16 protein-coding genes and 1 pseudogene are annotated in these 16491 nt (G+C 65.0%); 8 read left to right on the plus strand and 9 right to left on the minus strand.

All coding sequences use genetic code 11. The features are described from left to right. Positions 1-2: 2 nt before the first annotated feature. Positions 3-1376 carry a cytochrome P450 gene (locus CCS01_RS28205; protein ID WP_104522098.1) on the plus strand — a complete coding sequence of 458 codons (1374 nt, stop codon included), beginning with the start codon at positions 3-5 and terminating at the stop codon, positions 1374-1376. Between the two features lie 217 nt (positions 1377-1593). Here CCS01_RS28205 and CCS01_RS28210 read toward each other — a convergent pair whose 3' ends face one another. After that, positions 1594-2040 carry a hypothetical protein gene (locus CCS01_RS28210; protein ID WP_104522099.1) on the minus strand — a complete coding sequence of 149 codons (447 nt, stop codon included), beginning with the start codon at positions 2038-2040 and terminating at the stop codon, positions 1594-1596. 789 nt (positions 2041-2829) lie between these two features. Then, positions 2830-4116, minus strand: coding sequence for a sulfotransferase family protein (locus CCS01_RS28215; protein WP_146102003.1), 1287 nt, complete (start codon positions 4114-4116; stop codon positions 2830-2832). A 216-nt stretch (positions 4117-4332) separates the two neighbouring features. Here CCS01_RS28215 and CCS01_RS28220 point away from each other — a divergent pair, with 216 nt between their 5' ends. Then, positions 4333-4962, plus strand: a complete 630-nt coding sequence (locus CCS01_RS28220; protein ID WP_104522101.1) for an ABC transporter substrate-binding protein — start codon at positions 4333-4335, stop codon at positions 4960-4962. Positions 4963-5410: 448 nt separating this feature from the next. On the opposite strand, the gene CCS01_RS28225 is transcribed toward CCS01_RS28220, so the two are convergent. The 5 genes from CCS01_RS28225 to CCS01_RS28245 form a co-directional block, all read right to left on the minus strand. Then, positions 5411-6298: a TauD/TfdA dioxygenase family protein gene (locus CCS01_RS28225; RefSeq protein WP_104522102.1), complete on the minus strand. Its 888-nt coding sequence runs from the start codon at positions 6296-6298 to the stop codon at positions 5411-5413. 12 nt (positions 6299-6310) lie between these two features. Next, positions 6311-7219, minus strand: coding sequence for a TauD/TfdA dioxygenase family protein (locus CCS01_RS28230; protein ID WP_204848456.1), 909 nt, complete (start codon positions 7217-7219; stop codon positions 6311-6313). A gap of 231 nt (positions 7220-7450) precedes the next feature. After that, on the minus strand, positions 7451-7654 hold the full coding sequence (locus tag CCS01_RS28235) for a BrnA antitoxin family protein (protein WP_158258653.1): 204 nt from the start codon (positions 7652-7654) through the stop codon (positions 7451-7453). Between the two features lie 11 nt (positions 7655-7665). Further along, positions 7666-8148 carry a DUF29 domain-containing protein gene (locus CCS01_RS28240; protein ID WP_158258654.1) on the minus strand — a complete coding sequence of 161 codons (483 nt, stop codon included), beginning with the start codon at positions 8146-8148 and terminating at the stop codon, positions 7666-7668. A gap of 327 nt (positions 8149-8475) precedes the next feature. Then, complete coding sequence (locus CCS01_RS28245; RefSeq protein ID WP_146102004.1) at positions 8476-9480, minus strand: DUF6635 family protein; 1005 nt, start codon at positions 9478-9480, stop codon at positions 8476-8478. 206 nt (positions 9481-9686) lie between these two features. On the opposite strand from CCS01_RS28245, the gene CCS01_RS28250 reads away from it, so the two are divergent. The 4 genes from CCS01_RS28250 to CCS01_RS28260 all read left to right on the plus strand — a co-directional run bounded on the left by CCS01_RS28250 (position 9687) and on the right by CCS01_RS28260 (position 13368). Continuing rightward, positions 9687-11345 carry a thiamine pyrophosphate-binding protein gene (locus CCS01_RS28250; RefSeq protein ID WP_104522106.1) on the plus strand — a complete coding sequence of 553 codons (1659 nt, stop codon included), beginning with the start codon at positions 9687-9689 and terminating at the stop codon, positions 11343-11345. 5 nt (positions 11346-11350) lie between these two features. After that, complete coding sequence (locus tag CCS01_RS28255) at positions 11351-12613, plus strand: NupC/NupG family nucleoside CNT transporter (RefSeq protein WP_104522107.1); 1263 nt, start codon at positions 11351-11353, stop codon at positions 12611-12613. Between the two features lie 288 nt (positions 12614-12901). Further along, on the plus strand, positions 12902-13036 hold the full coding sequence (locus CCS01_RS35805) for a hypothetical protein (protein ID WP_275112978.1): 135 nt from the start codon (positions 12902-12904) through the stop codon (positions 13034-13036). A gap of 62 nt (positions 13037-13098) precedes the next feature. Further along, positions 13099-13368 (plus strand): helix-turn-helix domain-containing protein, encoded by a 270-nt coding sequence (locus CCS01_RS28260; RefSeq protein WP_104522108.1) that lies wholly within the window; start codon positions 13099-13101, stop codon positions 13366-13368. Positions 13369-13949: 581 nt separating this feature from the next. On the opposite strand, the gene CCS01_RS28265 is transcribed toward CCS01_RS28260, so the two are convergent. Continuing rightward, entirely contained in the window at positions 13950-14918 is a 969-nt protein-coding gene (locus CCS01_RS28265) for a hypothetical protein (protein ID WP_104522109.1), read from the minus strand. Positions 14919-15133: 215 nt separating this feature from the next. On the opposite strand from CCS01_RS28265, the pseudogene CCS01_RS36250 reads away from it, so the two are divergent. Beyond that, positions 15134-15292: pseudogene (locus CCS01_RS36250) on the plus strand (nucleoside transporter C-terminal domain-containing protein); the annotation flags it as partial. A 231-nt stretch (positions 15293-15523) separates the two neighbouring features. After that, a complete protein-coding gene (locus CCS01_RS28270) occupies positions 15524-16306 on the plus strand; it encodes an MFS transporter (protein WP_170114677.1) in 783 nt (260 codons plus the stop codon). Between the two features lie 9 nt (positions 16307-16315). On the opposite strand, the gene CCS01_RS28275 is transcribed toward CCS01_RS28270, so the two are convergent. Next, positions 16316-16491 (minus strand): transposase (locus CCS01_RS28275; RefSeq protein WP_146101497.1); only part of this gene is annotated, 176 nt, incomplete at its 5' end.

Below are 16491 nucleotides of genomic sequence, written 5' to 3' on the forward strand. Positions count from 1 at the left end.
TCATGGTCGGCATGTCGGCAACCCTGATCCGCCCGCCCGTGCCACCGGCCCCGGCCGCCCCCTTGTCAACACGCGGCTTCCTGCGCGCGGTGCGCACCAACGCCTTGCAGATGTTCCCCCAGGCGGCCTATCGCCAGGACAGCATCACCCGCAAATTCGGCGGACGCAGCACGGTCCTGGTGAACACGCCGGATGCCATCCATCACGTGCTCGTCGGCAATCCCGGCAATTTCCGGCGCTCGCCCGCCTCGATCCGCATCCTGCGGCCGATTGTCGGCGAGGGGCTTCTGCTCAGCGAGGGCGAGGCGTGGAAGCTGCAGCGCCGCACCATCGCGCCGGCGCTGGGACCGCGGGTGATGCCGATGCTGGCCCGCCACGTGGTTGCGGCGACGGAACGGGCGATTGCGCGGCTCGACGCGCAGCTCGGCCAGCCGATGGATCTGCTGGCCACGATGCAGCGGCTGGCGCTGGATATCGCCGGGCGCTCAATGTTCTCGATGGAGGTGGACCAGTACGGCGCCGCGTTGCGCCGCATGTTGACGGAGTTCGGTGAGAGCTACGCCAGGCCGCATTTGCTCGACATGCTGTTGCCGCCGTCCATCCCGACGTGGCGCGACCTGGCGCGGCGCCGGTTCCAGCGCCGCTGGATGCGGCTGATCGAAACCATCATGGCAGCGCGCCTGGCGATGCCGCCGCCGGAGACGCCACGCGACCTGTTCGACCTGCTGCGGGCGGCGCGCGACCCGGACACCGGCGTCGGCTTCTCGCCCGCCCAGTTGCGCGACCAGGTGGCGACCCTGCTGGTGGCGGGGCATGAAACCACCGCGGTCACGCTGTTCTGGGCCACCATCCTGCTGGCCGAAGCGCCCGAGGAACAGCAGCTCATCGCCAGGGAAGCCGCCGCCGTCGCGATCGAACCGGAAACGGCGCATGGCATCCTGCCGGACCTGGTGCGCACCCGGGCCGTGGTCAACGAGACCCTGCGGCTGTTTCCCGCCGCCTTCACCCTGGTGCGGGAGACGATCACCCACGACCGAATCGGCGACATCGAGCTGCCGGCCGGGACGCTGGTGATGATCGCGCCCTGGGTGCTGCACCGGCACTACGCGCTGTGGCCGGAGCCCGAGGCGTTCGATCCCGCCCGCTTCATGCCCGACCACAAGCCGCCCGAGCGCTTCGCCTTCATGCCGTTCGGCGCCGGGCCGCGGATCTGCGTCGGCGCCCAGTTCGCCATGACCGAGGCCGTGCTGGTCCTGGCCTCGTTGATCGGCCGCTACCGCGTCAGCCGCACCGACACGCGGCCGGTGCTGCCGCTGGCCATCGTCACCACGCAGCCGGACCACCCCGCGCTGGTCCGGCTGTCGCGGCGGGAGTGAAGCGGGGTTCCGCCTGAACGAACCCGATCCGTCGTCATAGCCCGGCTTTTCGGCATGGGCGTTATGATAGAGGCACAGGCGGCAGGCTGCCTCTTCCCGTCATGGCGGCCGCTATCTGAACGCCAGTGCCTGCCTGTCCGGGCCATGACCGCGAGAGAACGATCGTGGCCGCTCCGCCAACCCCGCGCATCCTTGCCGCCCCCACAAGCCGCCGATATCACTCGGCCCGCGGATGCCGGGTTCTCCCGGCCGCAGCCGAACGGCCGCGAGGCGCCACAATTCGCCGCAGCCGGACATCGGTATGGCAGCGGAAATCGCTGGCTGTCCCGGTCAGCTCGTTGTCGCTGATCTTTCCGGTCAGGATCGTCATGCCCGGGAACCCGCCGGTCGGATTGCGCCAGAGACCCGAGGCCCTGACCGTTCCGTCCGCGCCCACGGTCCCGGTCATCCGGGTCTTCGGGCTGAACAGGTCCATCGCGACGTGGCCGTGGATGATGCGGGCCGAGGTGCTTCCATGCAGCCGGGGGATGCCGCAGACGTCACTCCGATCCGACAGGCGCGTTCCGGCATACCGGCCGTCATAGCGGGACGACGGCGTCGGGTCGGTGGTTGAACAGGCCACGACGCCCAGGCCCACGCCGGCTGCCAGGATCGCAGTCACCATCGGTTTCAGCCTGTGCATGGCGAAGCCCGTTCGCTGTGGCGCAGGCATGATGAGGCCCCGGCAAGTGCCGTTCGGCAAACCAGCAAGATTTTACCGCGCAGCCGGCATCGCCCGCAGCGGCGGCAACGCCGTGGCGCTTCAGGCCCGCCCACGAATAACCACGGCATTGGGTGCAAGGCACCGGCCTCTTCGCGTCATGGCGGGCGCAGGCCCCATTGGCGTTAAAATAGGGCTGGCTGTTACCTCCTCGTCATGGTCCGGCTTGTCCGGGCCACCTATTCCAGCACTGTGCTGCGACAGGTGGCCCGGACAAGCCGGGCCATGACGGAATGGCAGGCATCGTGCCGCCGCCACGCTATTTTAACGCCAATGGGGCGCAGGCCCGCCCGGAAGCAGGCGTCAACATCCCGGCCATGACGGATACCGGACGCCCGGGAAAATCCAGCCCCTGTCGAACGACACTCCTATGAAAATACGGTTCCGGACGCCTGGCCCCGCCGTCATGGCGGCCGCAGGGCCGCCGTCCACGCCTTGCGATGCCGGTACCAGCAGAAGGCGTGGATGGTGGGCCTGCGCCCACCATGACGAGGTGGCACCGACCTCGCCCATTTTCCGCCATAGCGGTGCCGGCGCCGCCGGCTGGCCAACTACCATGCACGTGAGGCGCGCCTACCGCGCTCATGACGCAATGCCACCGACACGCCAGGCTGTCCCCGGCCTCCCCGTGCGACCGTGAGCGCGGGGACATTCCGCTGGCTCGGGACGCGGCGCCGGGAAGACCGGCAGCAATCAGGCCTGCAGCGTGCGTTCGCCAGCCCCGGCGTTTGGTGTCGGAGCCGGTTTCGCCGGACGGCGTGTCACGGCCTCGGTGGTTACGCCGAAATGGATCATGTAGGGGCGGAACTTGGCCCGTTCCTGCTCTTCATCCAGTCCATGGTCCTCGAAATAATAGCGGTGGTCGCCATATCCGCCCCTCGGCCTGGCAGCGACGTACTCCTCGATCCCTGTGGCGGCCTGAGGCGACAGGGTCATGCCGAAATGGCGGTAAACGCCGTCCACGGTGCTGACCGGGTCGGTGATCAGGTCCATGTAGTGGACGTGGCAGACCGGGTCCGGGAACCCGGCGTCGTCGGCGATGGCGATCATGCGCTGCGTCCCGTCCAGCCAGCGGCGGCTTTCGTGCGGACCCAGCGCCAGGGGATCCAGCCGGCGGGTGAACGGGCGGCGCAATACCTCGGTCAGTTCGGATTGCGACAGCAGCACCTTCACCGGGTCACGGTGCACGAACACGATTCTGGCGTCCGGGTAGACCGAGCGGATGACCTGCAGCGCGAACAGGTGTTCCGGGCATTTCAGCACCCACTGCCGCGCGACTCCGTCCTCGTGCTGCAGGAACTGCAGGAACCGCTTGTGGAACCGGTAAGCCGGCAGGTTGTTCACGACATCGGCATCCAGCCAGTCCCGGTAGGACGGAATATGGTAGGTGGTATCGAATCGCAGGCTGCGGAACACGTGCGCGTTGATTTCGCTGCACTCCTGTGGCGAGGTTGCCTCCAGCGGGTGCAGCGCCTGGAAGGTCGGGGCCAGCCGGTCGAACGCCTTCAACTGGCGCGCGACCCGGGCGATGCGCTGGTCCCGGCTGCCCGAGGCCGACGAAGGATAGATCGTCTCCCATACCAGTGGCGCCCGGTTGCCCGCGTCCGTCAGCATCAGCCGATGCAGGAAAGTGGTGCCGCTGCGCGGCAGGCCGGTGATAAAAATCGGTTGAGTGATCGGTTGCGCGGCAATGTCCGGAGTCCGCGCGTAAGCTTCCTGCAGCAGCAACAGGTTGGACAGGAAGCGCACAACGTCCCAGCGCGTGGCGCTGCGCCCGACGACGCTGAGGGCCGATTCGCGGCGGCACGAGTCGAGCAGCCGGCTCATTGGCCCGATGAACGACGTGTCGCCGAAATCCTGCAGACCGGTCCTGTTGCGGGCCGCGCGAACAAGCCTATCTGGATCGAACGGGCGGTCGAGCAGGCCGAGGAAATCGGCAGCCCTGTCGATGATGGACAACGCCCTGGTGGCAAGTGTCAAGCCAAGTCTCCCGCTAACAACGCCATGATTTTTCACCAGCCCAATGAACCGGACGCCGTTCAAGCACACCAGCCCTCACAAACCGGTGTCTTCGCGAATTCCTGGCAGGCGTGCATGGGAGGCAACAGGAAGCATGTATCTGGATGATGTCAGGCCGCGTTACAAGATCAGGCCAGACTCGTCGTTTGGATATTCGGTAGGACAAGGATCTGCCTGATGCACATCGTTCACTGTCGCCGGCGCAGCCTGCTGGCTGCGACCGCGGCCCTGGTTGTCGTTGCCGGCCTGCCTGCGCATGCAGCGGAGAATGACCCGATCATTCAACCAGTCCAGCAACTGGTTGATGGCTTGCTGACGATCATGAAGGCGGGGCCGGGAACGCCATTCCAGCAAAGGTTCGACACGCTGGAGCCGATCGTCGAGCGGACATTCGATTTGCAGTCCATTCTGAAGGAGTCGGTCGGTCCCCGTTGGGCCAGCCTGCCAGCGAACGAACAGGACATGCTGATGCAGGCCTTCCGCCGCTACACGGTGGCCTCCTACGTCAACAGCTTCGACAAGTACGACGGCCAGCGCTTCGTGATCAAGCCGGACACCAGGCCGGTCGGCAATGGTGAGCAAGTGGTGCAGACCCAGATCATTCCCCGCAGGGGCTCGGGCCACCAGTTGGACTACGTCATGCGCCAGGGCCAGAACGGCTGGCATGCGGTCGACGTGCTGGCGGACGGCTCGGTCAGTCGCGTCGCCGTGCAGCGCTCGGACTTCCGGCGCCTGCTGGCGCGTGGCGGCGCCGAGGCGCTGGCGGCCAGCCTGCGCACCAAGACCGCCAACCTGTCCAACGGCTGAGGACGGGCGCCGGGTTTCCGGTTTGTCCGCATAGGCGCTGACATAGCGAGACAGGGCCGGGTCCATTGCCTCTCCGTCATGGCCGGGCGTGTCCCGGCCATCCGCGCTACGAGGGTGGGGGGTGGATGGCCGGGACACGCCCGGCCATAACGACAGGGGCGGCGGCCGCGCCCTGTTCCCCTTTATGTTACAGCAAACCGCAGGTCGGTTGGGACAGGGCGACGGTGCACCTCACTCGTCATGGCCCGGCTTGTCCGGGCCACCTGTCGCGGCACACGTGCTGGAATAGGTGGCCCGGACAAGCCGGGCCATGACGATGAAGACAGGCCGTCTGCGTCCCAACTAACCTGCGGTCTGCTGTAGCGCGTATGCGGCTCGGCCGTGACGGATCGTTTCCGAGGTTTGTGCATGCGGTAGCGCTGCTGCCCGGATACACGACCCGCCCTTCTCAGGCGGCGAGCTGCTCGGCCGTCATGCTGTCGCCCGCGACGGTGGTGCGGCGCATGTCGCGCACCTGCGTGTCATCGAAGCGGCGCACCCGGTGCATGGTGACCCGGTTGTCCCACATCACCAGGTCCCATTGCCGCCATTTGTGGGAATAGGTGAACTGCCTCTGCGTCGCGTGCTCGGCCAGGTCGCGGATGAAGGCGCGCGCCTCCGGCATCGGCCAGCCGACGATGGTGCCGATATGCGACGACAGGTAGAGCGACTTCCGCCCGGTCACCGGATGGGTCCGCACCAGGCGCTGGCGCACCGGGGTGAACATCCGCTTCTCGTCCTCTGACAACTCGGTAAAACCAAGCGTGCCGCGCGAGAAGATCAGCGAATGCTCGCAGACGAGGTCCTCGATCTCGGCCTTGGTGCGTGCATCCAGGGCGTCATAGGCGGCGCGCATGTCGGCGAACTCGGTATTGCCGCCTGTATCGACGACGATGCGTCCCGACAGGATGGAATACTTCGCCGGGATCGCCCGGAACGAGCTGTCGGAGTGCCACAGCTGGTTGCCCAGATTGAACAGCCGGCGGCGATCGTCCCGCTCCAGCGGCTTGTGGTCGACGTCCAGGTTTGAGACATCCGCCATTTCCGGATCCAGGCGGCGGTCCGCGGCCTTGGTGATGTTGCCGCCGGCGGTTTGCTCCAGGTTGCCGAAGTTGCGGCTGAACGCCTTCTGCTGCTCATCGGTCAGGTGCTGGTCGTGATAGACCAGCACGCCGAAGCGATCCATGCCGGCTTCCAGCTCCGCCGCCTGCGCGGGAGTCAGCGGCTGGGTGATGTCGATGCCGGAGACCTCGCCGGCGAAGCCGTGGGTCGTCAGGTCGTTGATGGTGATGGCCATGAACGTCACTCCTTATTCAGCGGCCAGCGCGGGAATCTGCTCCGCGGTCAGGCCGGTGCCCTTGATGGTGGTGCGGCGGAGGTCGCGGACCTCCTCGAGATCGCGGTAGGCCCGGGCGCGGTGCATCGTGGTGCGGTTGTCCCACATCACCAGGTCATGCACCCGCCAGTGGTGGGCGTGGGTGAATTGCGGCTGCGTCGCGTGCTCGGTCAGGTCGCGGATGAAGGCGCGGGCTTCCGGCACCGGCCAGCCGACGATGCTGCCGATGTGGGCGGAGAGGTACAGCGATTTGCGCCCGGTGACCGGGTGCGTCCGCACCAGGCGGTGGCGCACCGGGCGGATCTTGTCCTCGTTGCCCGGGCCGTAGTCGGCGAAGCCAAGCTGGGCGCGGGAAAAGGCGATCGAGTGCTCGGCTATCAGGTCCTCGATCTCGGCCTTGGTGCGGTCGTCCAGCGCGTCATACGCCGCCCGCATGTCGGCGAATTCGGTATCGCCGCCGCTGCCTGGCACCACACGCGCCGACAGCAGGGAATAGATCGCGCCGGTGGCGCGGAACGAGGCGTCGGAATGCCACAGCCGGTTGCCAAGCGCATACATGCGGCGGTTGTCGTCCCGCCCGCGCAAGGCGCCGGATGCGGTCAGGTTGGAGACGTCGGCCATCTCCACCGACCCAAGCCGCTGCTCCTCGGGCTTCGACATCTGGGCGATCAGGGCGGCTTCGAGGTCTCCGAAGTTGCGGCTGAAGGAACGCTGCTGTTCGTCGGTCAGGGGCTGGCCGCGGAACACCAGCACGGCGTAGCGGTCCATGCCGGCTTCGATCGCGGCGACCTGATCGGCTGACAAAGGGGCGTTGATCGCGAGGCCGCTGACCTCGGCGACGAAATCCCCGGACGGTGTCCGGGCGAGCGGTGTGATCTCCACCGGCTTTCCTCCCGCATGAAACTACCGGCGAGTATAGCGCCGATCCGGGTTGGCATGCCAAGGTCGGAGGGCAGTTCGTTGTTCATTTGCAATCAGTCGCCTGCGGGCCGGGATGCTTCCACCGAAGCGGGTTGTCGTTCCGGCTTGAGAGCGAGCTTTCCGTTACCGGAAGAAACCAAAGCCTCATGCGGGCCATGGGTTCGTTCCGATACTGATAAGCGTCGCCGCGATCTACCGCGTTTCCTGGCTGGCGAACACGCCCGCGGCAATCGCCTCACGCAGCACCTGCTCGACGCGGCTGGTGTAGCCTTTGCCGGAGGCTTTCACCGTGGCGACGATCGCTGCGTCAAGCCGCAGGCTGATGTGGGTCTTGGGTGACTCAAGGCGCGGTCGCCCGCCCCGACGGGCGGCTCGCGGCTTCGCTTTGCCGGTCATGGCCGTTGCTTTCATTGGTCCGGCGGATACCACTCACCGAGCACCTGCTCGGCGGAGTAGGTCAGGCTGTTGACGTCGAGGCGCGGCTGCTTGCCATACAGGTCGAGCGCATAAAGCACCGTCTGCCGGGCGTCGGGGGTTTCCTCCGTCACCATGGTCGCCAACATCGACTTCAGCCCGGGGTTCTTCCTCAGATGCCGCGCGACGGCTTTGCGCGTGCGGAAGATGGTCTCCATCCAGCCGCGGCGCGGATCCGTCGCAGGCGAGGCCTGCAGCTTCATCAGGTGCTCGATGATCGTGCCGATCATGCTGCTCAGCGTCGATTCTTCCGAGCGGCCCAAACTTTCTATCTCATCGGCAATGTGTGACCAATCCAGGGCCGAATCGTTGACCAGCGCACCATCGGCGCGGCGCCGGAGCAGGGCACCCTGCTGCTGCGCCCAGGCGTGGAAGTCGCGCCGGTAAAGCGCAGTATCCGTTTCGTTTGTGCTCATGGGATACCTCCATAGGTTTTTGTAGCACAAAAACTCTGTGGGCCAAGGTTTTTGTGCTGTCGAAAATGCGGGCGGGCCATGCCGCATGCGTATCAGGATAAAACGACTGGTGAAGAAGGATTTGGTGCCGCGGCCGTTCTCTCACCGTCATGGCCGGGCCTGTCCCGGCCATGACGATAGGGAGAAGACCTTGCTCCGCCAGATCGCCTATCCTGATACGCATGGGGCCGCGCCGTCGCCCCGCATCGCCGCGCCCATCCGCGAGTCGGGTTGGGTGTTCTCCGGCTGCAGCCGGGATATCGGCGCCCTGATGACCGGCAAGCGCCGCTACCGCGCCAGGGCCCGCAGCAGCGCTGTCGAGACATCGAAAACATCCAGCAGGCGCGCCACGTAATGGTCATGCACCGCGAAACCGGGGGCGGCCGGATCCTGCATCTGCCGCTCCAGCGCATCCAGCATCCGTTGCAGCCGAAACCGGTGCAGCCCAAGCCGTTTCTGCACCGGATCGGCTACCACGCCCGCGAAAGCCGAAACGATCGTCGAGGCGACGAACAATCCGCCCGTCAGCCCCGCCACCAGCGCGGCCGAGGGCGCGACCGGGAACATTCCATACCACACCGATCCCAGCGCCCCACCCAGCGGAAACGACGTCACCGCGGCTTGCTGCGCGATGGCCGCGGCCAGCGTGGGGCCCAGCGCCAGCGCGCCCGGCGTGAGTTTCTGCAACGCCAGCGCGCCGCTGCTGAGCGTGATCAGCGCCGTGGTGATCTCGGTCGCCGCCGCCCGGGTGCGGGTATATTCGATCATGGCGTGCTCGATCCGCTTGCGCAACGCCGGATCGTCGCCGCGCGCCGCGATGGCTTCCAGGGTCGGGGCCAGCGTCGCCACGACCCGTTCGTCGGACAGGATCGTTTCGGCCAGCGTATCCCTCGTTGCCACCCGCTCGCCGTCGCGATAGGGCAGTTCCAGCAGGCCCACGTGCATCCGCCAGGCGAGTTCCCGGCCCACCGCCGTCTCCACCGTCAACCGTGCCTTGCCGATCTTCCGGCCGATTCGTGGGGCACCGAGCTTCTCCACGGCCCGCCCGGCCAGCAGCACGCCAACCTGCGGCCCTGCCATCGTCAGGTTGTACGGCGCGCGCAGGATGTCCCAGCCGAGCGCCGCGCGATGCAGCCCGAGCGCGCCACGCAGCGAGAAATTCGTGTCGATGAACCATTCCACCCGCTGCCGCCGATCGGCGAAGTAGCGCCGCACACCGTCACCGACAATCTGTTGCGCGAGCAACTTGTTCGTTCCGCTGTCAGACGTTGCAGCCGCTGCTGCGTTGCTCATCGGACTCCTGACGGTGCCTGCCGTCCCGGCGCTTTGCGATCGGCTTCCCCGGAAGGGCTCGTGGCAGAATATGTCCACGACCGCAACCGACGGCAAGACCGCCGAAGATGTCGTCTGCGACATGCAATCCGCAGGGCGATGCCAACGGCGATTGACCTCGCGCAGGCTCTGTCCCAGCGTCGGCTACCGGATCAAGGGAGTTCGAAATGGCCAGCGACTACACCGTCGGCGATCTCGTCGCCGAGTTCCTGTCCGCGTGCGGCGTCACCACCGTGTTCGGCATCGCCTCGGTGCACAATATCCCGATGCTGGACGCCATCGGCCGGCGCAACACCATCCGCTTCATGATGGCGCGCGGAGAACTCGGCGGCGCACACATGGCCGACGGCTATGCGCGGGTCAGCCAGGGATTGGGCGTTATCATGTCCTCCACCGGCCCAGGCGCGGCGAATGCCGTCGGCGGCCTGATCGAGGCACGGTTCGCCGGCTCGCCGGTGCTGCACATCACCGGCCAGACAGCGACGAAATACGCCGATCGCGCGATGGGGTCGGTGCACGATGCGTACGACCAGCTCGGCATGATGGCGTCGGTCTGCAAGACGGCGTACCGCATCCGCTCGGCACAGCATGCGCTCGGCGTGCTGACGCGGGCGGCGGCCGAGGCGCTCAGCCCGCCGATGGGGCCGGTCAGCGTCGAGGTGCCGATCGATCTGCAGCGGGTGAAGATCGATCGCCCGGCGGTGCTGGATGGTTTCGTTCTGCCCCTGCCGCCGCCGCGCCGGCCGACGGAGCAGGAACTGGACGAGCTTGCCGCCCGTGTCGTCGCGGCGAAGCGGCCGCTGCTGTGGCTGGGCAACGGCGCCAAGGCGGCGGGCGGCGCGGCGGCGCGGCTGCTGGAGATGGGCTTCGGCATGGTCACCAGCTTCAACGGCCGCGCCACGGTGCCCGAGGACCATCCGCGCACCCTCGGCGCCCTGACCGGCAGCGGCATGCCGGTGATCACCGATTTCTATAAGACGGTGGATTTGTGCCTGGTCGTTGGATGCCGGCTGCGCGGCCATGAAACGAACGACTTCAATGTCAGGCTGCCGGACAACCTGGTCCAGGTCGATGCCGATCCAGGCGCCAACGGCCGAACCTATCCGAACCAGTATTTCGTCTGCGGCGACGCCAGGCTGACCCTGGACGCCCTGGCCAGCCGGATCGACGGCAGGCTGGAGGTCGCGCCCGGCTATCCCGAGGAATTCGCCGAACTGAAGCGCACCGCGCAACGCAGCTATATCGATACGCTCGGCGCCTACGGCACGTTCAGCGGACAGTTGCGCGCGGTGATGCCGAAGGACGCGATCTGGGCGCGCGACGTCACCCAGAACAACACCACCTGGGGAAACCGCGTGTTTCCGTTGTACGCGCCGAACCAGAACGTCTATCCCGTCGGCGCCGGCATCGGCCAGGGATTGTGCCTGGGCATCGGCGCCGCGGCGGCCGCGGGGGATCGCAAGACCGTCGTGATGACCGGCGACGGCGGCTTCTTCCTCAATGTCGGCGAACTGTGGACCGCGTTACAGGAGAAGCTGGACATGGTCGTGATCGTCATGAACGACCGCGGCTATGGCGTGATCAAGCGCATTCAGGACGTCACCGCGCAGGGCCGCCGGTTCTACGCCGATCTGCAAAGCCCCGACCTGGAGAAACTGGCGGCCTTGTCGGAAATTCCCTACTTCCGCTGCTCGCATTCCGAAACGTTTGGCGATACAGTGGCGAAAGCACTGGCGATCAAGGGGCTGACGATGGTGGAAGTGGACATGGCGGCGGTGGGCGAGTTCCCCGCTTATTACCCGTTCAACCAGAAACCGGCCGCCTGACCGCGATGCCGCACGCGGGCCCCGTTTTCCAGGCTGGCGCGGGCCTCGCGTCGCTGCTGCTGCTGGCGTTCCTGCTCAGCGAGGACCGCCGGCGCATTCCCTGGCGCACCGTCGTTGCCGGCGTCGTGCTGCAGATCGCCTTCGCGCTGCTGCTGATCGGCGTGCCCGGTTCCGCGCGGGTGATGTTCTGGCTGAACGACGGCGCCAATGCGCTGCACGACGCGACCCTGGCCGGGACGCAGTTCGTGTTCGGCTACCTGGGCGGCGGTGCGCCGGCCTTCGCCGAGACTCATCCCGGCGCCAGCTTCATCCTGGCGTTCCAGGCGCTGCCGCTGGTGCTGACGATCAGCGCGCTGGCCTCGCTGCTGTTCTACTGGGGCATCCTGCAGCGGATCACCGCCGGCTTCGCCTGGCTGCTGCGGCGGGTGATGGGCATCGGCGGCCCGCTGGCGCTCGGCGCCGCGGTGCATGTCTTCGTCGGCATGATCGAGGCGCCGCTACTGGTCCGGCCGTACCTCGCGCGCATGCAGCGGGGCGAGCTGTTCGCGCTGATGACCTGCGGCATGGCGGGCGTGGCCGGGACGGTGATGGTGATCTACGCCTCGTTCCTGGCGCCGTTCGTGCCGAACGCGCTGGGCAACATCCTGATCGCCTCGATCATCAGCACGCCTGCCGGCCTCGCCATCGCCGCCCTGATGGTGCCGTTCGACCCCTCCGATCGGCCGGGCGCGGAGCTGGTGATCGAGGACCCGCCGCACAGCAGTTTGGACGCGCTGGTGAAGGGCACGATGGATGGCGTGCCGATCCTGGCGGCGATCATCGCGACTCTGCTGGTGACGGTGGCGCTGGTGACGCTGGTGAACATGGCACTGGGGCTGTTCCCGGACTGGGGGGGCGGTGCGGTGACGCTGCAGCGGATCTTCGCCCTGCCCTTCCGCCCGGTGATGTGGCTGATTGGCGTGCCGTGGGCCGAGACGGCGACGGCATCGACGCTGATGGCGACGAAGACCGTGCTGAACGAGTTCGTCGCTTATATGAATTTCTCCACCCTGCCGGCCGCGACCTTCTCGCATCGCACCCGCATGATCCTGACCTATTCGCTGTGCGGCTTTGCCAATTTCGGCAGCCTGGGCATCGTCATCGGCGGCCTCGGCGCGATGGTGCCGGCGCGGCGGCAGGAGATCGTTGGGCTCGGGCTGCGCACCATCCTGTCGGGCACCCTGGCGACCTGCATGAGCGGTGCGGTGGCGGGCGCGCTGGCTGGCTGACTGGTTGACCGCCTCGTCCGGCAGATCAGAGACTTGGCCTCACAGCCACCATCCCCGCAATCCAACACGAGCCACCCGCAAAAACAGCCGCCGGCTGCGATAGCAATGGGCGCTTGACCAATTATACTGGCGTGCCGTATGATCCTTCCATGGAGATCAGCTACGATCCCACCAAAGACGTCAGGAACCTTGCGAAGCACGGCCTGTCCCTGGAATTCGGTGCTCGTGTGCTGGTCAACCTGTTCGCAGAGGTCGAGGACCCAACGCCAGGACTATGGCGAGAAGCGGATGAAGGCCTTCGCCGAGATCAACGGTATCTGGTTTCAATGCGCCTACACGATGCGCGGAACCGTCGCGCACATCATCAACGTCCACCGGACCAACGAAAAGGAGGTGCGTAAGTGGCTGGAGAGGTCAGAATAACCGTCACGCCCGAGAAGCTGAAGGAGATCGACGCATCGGTTGACTGGAAGCGGATCCATGCCATGACCGAGGCCGAGATCGAGACGGCAATCGCCAGCGACCCTGACGCCTCGCCGCTGACGGAGACCGAAGGCATGGCTCTGCGTCTGCAAGCGGTCCGCAAGCGCCTGGGGCTGTCACAGCCGGAGTTCGCTGAACGGTTCCATATCCCGGTCGGAACGTTGCGTGATTGGGAGCAAGCGCGGCGTCGGATCGATGCCGCAGCATGGGCGTATATTCAGGTCATCGACAACGAACCGGAGGCTGTGCTGCGAGCCTTGCAAGCGGCTTGATCAACCGCGCGCAAAAAGTCTCCGGCTGCGCACCATCCTGTCCGGCACGCTGGCGAACTGCATGAGCGGCGCGGTGGCTGGCGCACTGGTCATCTAACCGAGTAGTTCGCTTATCGGTACGTTTGAGCTGCCGTCAATTCGGATTCTTGAATCCGTATAGATTATAATCTTAGACTACGATTTTTTGAAGCAGACTCTAGTTCGTAACAAATGTTGGACAAACGCGGGTTATCAATCAAGATCTCAGAAAAGAGACGCGACCGACAAAAGATAGTCCTTGCGCCCGCGATCATCGGTAGACTGCCGCCTCGCTGTCATCCTTATCAGCAGGCACCGCCCCATATCCGGCCACTTCCAATCGTTGGAACCGGTTCGCCATCGGGTGTCGCGTTAATGCCCTTTGCCTGGATAGACCAAACTACGTGACAAGACCTGCGCGCACTCGGCGCCCGGCGTGGTAACGTGCCGCTGGTTATGCTGCTCGTCCGAGTTCACTCAGTCACAGGTGATGTTATCCGAGCAGACCCACGCTGAAGTTGTAATCGATCTGAACGGCAGACCAGGAACGGTTATCAGTTCAGTCAACGCAGCACATTGTCGCCGGCGCTGGGCGCCCGTTCGCAATTCGATAGGCTATACTTGAAGGCTCGCCCCAACTTTCCGTGCCAGGACAACAGCGGTTTCGCCACCAAAACCGACCTGGGCATTGGGTCGCTCGTATTAAACGGAGATATGAGCACCGCTACATCGAGATTATTACATATCTTGCTGCCCAGAACATCATCATGATTTGGAGTGAAAGTCGATAAAACCAGCAGTTGTTCAGCGGGCAGAAAAGGTCTGCCGCCCGTGAAGATGCCCCAAAAACCGCTCTCTACTCCCGGCACGAGGAGCGCCAGAAAAGAAAACGCCCAAAACAACGCCATAAAATCGATGAACTGCCGGGCAGCCCTGGCGAAGGAATAGCGCTTCATGGGTATCCCCAAGAGTTCAATAATCCCGAAGATGGCAGCATAACGAACGATCATATCGCTGGCAAATCTTATAAAATCCGTAAGCATACGCAGTATGATTGCAGCCCATATAATGAAGTTTGCTTCAAGCAATACAAATAAAAGGATGTTGTAGGTGCTGATGAGTTGTTGAGCACTCGGAAACAAAGATGGATTGCCATGCAACAGCGCTCGTATCTGCTGATCTGCAAGAACCTTACTGGCAGTAAGTGTGCATGGGGCAACAATGGCGTAAAGAATCTTGCCCCACATGCTTTGCCATATCTTGACAAGAATATTTAGATACTTGTGAAATACGTACACGAAAGCCACCGGAGAGGTGATACCGAAAACGATATGAAGGTGTGTTCGGTCAGGATTTCCTCTTCCCAATAGTCCCGGAAGCAAGGCGTAAACCGTGGCCGCCAACACGATCATACGGGCTGCCCAGTCGATCATACGGGCTGCCCAGTCGATGCTAAGCGTGTTCCACGCCTTCCAGAAGCGAGACTTGATGAAGCCGGCCACGATAGCCTGCCTGATCTCGTGCGCCTCCATACTCCTATTCATAGAGTCGCCCCTCATTGTCTTGAATTCCGACGGGCAGAAAGGCCCAATTTACGCCTGTAAATGCCGGTGGCGGCGTTCTGATCAATGAGGGGCGGATCTATAAGTCGCCTATATCGCATACACATATTATTCCAAATGTGGACTTTGAACGGATGTGGACATAGTCAGATGGCGGGTCGGCTCTGAACGAATTTGTCGCCTACATGAATTTCTCCATCCTGCTCGCCGAGATCTTCTCACCTCGCACCCGCATGATCCTAATTTACGCGCTGTGCGGCTTCGTCAATTTTGGCAGCCTGGGCATTGTCATCGGTGGCCTCGGCGCCATAGTGCCGGCGCGGCGGCAGGAGATCGTCGCGCTCGGGCGGCGCACCATCCTGTCCGGCATACTGGCAATCTGCACGAGCGGCGCGGTGGCAGGCATCCTGATAGCTGACCGTTGCTGGCTGACTGTTGAGCCGCCCGCCGGCAACACACGCAAAAGGCAGGATGGAACTCGCCATCGCGTTCCCACGTTGAACCGCATCGGTCCCGGATTGTCATTTGCAAAGATACGGTCGCTGTTGTCGGATCGGGCGGAGAGGAAAATTCCCATGTCCTACACCATGATCGCGTTCATCGCGGCACTCGGTGGCCTTCTGTTCGGCTACGACACCGGTGTCATCTCCGGCGCCCTGCCCTTCCTGAAGAACGCGTTCGCGCTGACCCCGCTGATGCAGGGTGTCGTGACCAGTGTCGCGTTGGCCGGCGCGGCGCTCGGCGCGATGGTGGCTGGCCCGCTGGCGGACAAGTTCGGGCGCAAGGTCGTCATCCTGGTCGTGGCGGTGATCTTCTTCGCCGGCGCCATCATCTCGGCACTGGCGACCATCCTTTCGGTCCTGGTCATCGGCCGCTTCATGGTCGGCGTCGGCATCGGCGTCGCCTCCATGCTGACGCCGCTGTACCTGGCCGAGACCGCGCCGCCGGCGCGGCGTGGCGCGCTGGTGTCCCTCAACCAGCTGATGATCACGACCGGCATCCTGGTGTCCTACATCGTCGGCTACCTGCTGTCGCAGGGCGAGGGCTGGCGCTGGATGCTGGGCCTGGGCGCGCTGCCGGGGCTGGTGCTGTTCGTCGGCATGCTGCCGCTGCCGGAAAGCCCGCGCTGGCTCGCCGGCCTCGGCCGCACCGAGGAGGCGCGGGAGACTCTTTATATTCTGCGCCGCGACCATCAGGCGGCGGACGAGGAACTGTCCCAGTTGCGCAGCGACTTGCAGCGCGAGGCGCGGTCCAAGCGGCTGGCGGACCTGAAGACGTCGCAGCTGGACCGTCCGATGATCATCGGCGTCGGCCTGGCCATCTTCCAGCAGGTCACCGGCATCAACACGGTGATCTAGGGCGTGTCGTCAATTAAGCCAAACGACGGCGGCGGCGAGGTGGACCGCGGCGAGGAAGTTGCGGGCAGTCTTGTCATAGCGGGTTGCGATGGCACGGAACTGCTTGAGCCTGGCGAAGAAATTTTCGATCAGATGGCGCGCCTTGTAGAGGTCGCGGTCGTAGGTCCGCGGCGAGCGGCGATTGG

Source organism: Rhodopila globiformis (assembly GCF_002937115.1).
Lineage (GTDB): Bacteria > Pseudomonadota > Alphaproteobacteria > Acetobacterales > Acetobacteraceae > Rhodopila > Rhodopila globiformis.

Excerpts from the sequence above, each read along its gene's own strand:
- CCS01_RS28205 (WP_104522098.1), top strand. The coding sequence starts at position 3 with ATGGTCGGCATGTCGGCAACCCTGATCCGCCCGCCCGTGCCACCGGCC.
- CCS01_RS28245 (WP_146102004.1), bottom strand. The coding sequence starts at position 9,480 with ATGAGCAACGCAGCAGCGGCTGCAACGTCTGACAGCGGAACGAACAAG.
- CCS01_RS28240 (WP_158258654.1), bottom strand. The coding sequence starts at position 8,148 with ATGAGCACAAACGAAACGGATACTGCGCTTTACCGGCGCGACTTCCAC.
- CCS01_RS28220 (WP_104522101.1), top strand. The coding sequence starts at position 4,333 with ATGCACATCGTTCACTGTCGCCGGCGCAGCCTGCTGGCTGCGACCGCG.
- CCS01_RS28265 (WP_104522109.1), bottom strand. The coding sequence starts at position 14,918 with ATGGAGGCGCACGAGATCAGGCAGGCTATCGTGGCCGGCTTCATCAAG.
- CCS01_RS35805 (WP_275112978.1), top strand. The coding sequence starts at position 12,902 with ATGAAGGCCTTCGCCGAGATCAACGGTATCTGGTTTCAATGCGCCTAC.
- CCS01_RS28210 (WP_104522099.1), bottom strand. The coding sequence starts at position 2,040 with ATGGTGACTGCGATCCTGGCAGCCGGCGTGGGCCTGGGCGTCGTGGCC.
- CCS01_RS28255 (WP_104522107.1), top strand. The coding sequence starts at position 11,351 with ATGCCGCACGCGGGCCCCGTTTTCCAGGCTGGCGCGGGCCTCGCGTCG.
- CCS01_RS28270 (WP_170114677.1), top strand. The coding sequence starts at position 15,524 with ATGTCCTACACCATGATCGCGTTCATCGCGGCACTCGGTGGCCTTCTG.
- CCS01_RS28235 (WP_158258653.1), bottom strand. The coding sequence starts at position 7,654 with ATGACCGGCAAAGCGAAGCCGCGAGCCGCCCGTCGGGGCGGGCGACCG.
- CCS01_RS28260 (WP_104522108.1), top strand. The coding sequence starts at position 13,099 with ATGACCGAGGCCGAGATCGAGACGGCAATCGCCAGCGACCCTGACGCC.
- CCS01_RS28225 (WP_104522102.1), bottom strand. The coding sequence starts at position 6,298 with ATGGCCATCACCATCAACGACCTGACGACCCACGGCTTCGCCGGCGAG.
- CCS01_RS28250 (WP_104522106.1), top strand. The coding sequence starts at position 9,687 with ATGGCCAGCGACTACACCGTCGGCGATCTCGTCGCCGAGTTCCTGTCC.